The sequence below is a fragment of the Streptomyces sp. NPDC048483 genome, assembly GCF_040651455.1.
In the GTDB taxonomy this organism is placed as follows: Bacteria; Actinomycetota; Actinomycetes; order Streptomycetales; family Streptomycetaceae; genus Streptomyces.
The window spans coordinates 1-1,304 of the sequence record NZ_JBEZJZ010000262.1; the positions used below are offsets into that span (position 1 = coordinate 1).

1 protein-coding gene is annotated in these 1,304 nt (G+C 69.9%); it reads right to left on the bottom strand.

The window, feature by feature from the left end:
• Nucleotides 1-1,304 (bottom strand): type I polyketide synthase (locus tag AB0D04_RS42695; protein WP_362712884.1); only part of this gene is annotated, 1,304 nt, incomplete at both ends.

Below are 1,304 nucleotides of genomic sequence, written 5' to 3' on the forward strand. Positions count from 1 at the left end.
CGGCGCCGTCAAACCATTCGACGCACCATCCTGATTCACCGCCGAACCACGCACCACAGCCAGCACCCGGTGCCCATTCCGACGGGCATCCGACAACCGCTCCACCAGCAGCACGCCGACACCCTCGCCCCAGCCCGTACCATCCGCAGCGTCGGCGAAGGGCTTGCACCGGCCGTCCGAGGCCAGGCCACCCTGCCGGGAGAACTCCTCGAAGGCTGCCGGGGTCGCCATCACCGTCACACCACCGGCCAGCGCCAGCGAGCACTCGCCGCTGCGCAGGGCCTGTGCCGCCCAGTGCAGTGCCACCAGCGACGACGAGCATGCCGTGTCCACCGTGACTGCTGGGCCCTCGAACCCGAAGGCGTAAGCGACCCGGCCCGAGACCACGCTGCCCGGGCTGCCGTAGCCCACGTGCCGCTCGGAACCGTCCGGGCTCGTGTACACGCCGGTTCCGTAGTCGTGATACATCACGCCGGCGAACACACCGGTCTGGCTGCCCCGTAGCTCCGCCGGGTCCAAACCCGCGGACTCGATCGCCTCCCACGTGCTCTCCAGAAGCAGTCGCTGCTGCGGGTCCATTGCCAGGGCCTCGCGGGGCGAAATACCGAAGAACGCGGGGTCGAAATCGGCGGCGTCGTAGAGGAAGCCGCCCTCATGAGCGTAGGAGGTCCCGGATTTGCCCCATGCCGAGCCGGCCCCCGGCAGCCCATTGAGGTCCCATCCGCGATCGGTGGGGAAGATCGAAACTCCGTCCCCACCCGAGGCCACCAGATCCCACAGCTGCTCCGGCGTGCTCACCCCACCCGGATAGCGGCACGCCATCCCCACGATCGCGATCGGGTCGTCCGCCGTGCCAGCCACCGACACAGCAGCGCGCGCCGCCCCCACCTGCCGCGCCCCGCGCCCTGACACTTCGGCCAGTACGAATTCCGCCAAAGCAGCCGGTGTGGGGTAGTCGAAGACCAAGGTCGCCGGCAGGCGAAGCCCTGTCACGGCAGACAGGCGGTTACGCAGCTCCACCGCCGTCAGCGAATCGAACCCGATCTCCGTGAACGGCCGCCCCGGATCAATCGCCACCGCCCCTGCCGAATGCCCCAATACGGCGGCCACATCCGCACGCACCGCATCAAGCACCGTGCGCGACTGCTCCTCCGCGGTCAGCCCGTCGAGCCGGCCGGCGAATTCCGAAGCCTCTACGGCGGCCTTGGTGCCTGCTGCCCGTCGCGTCGGCACCCGCACCAGGTCACGCAGCAGTGGCGGCACACCGGCCGACGCCGCACCGGCACGAATGACCGCCAGGTCGA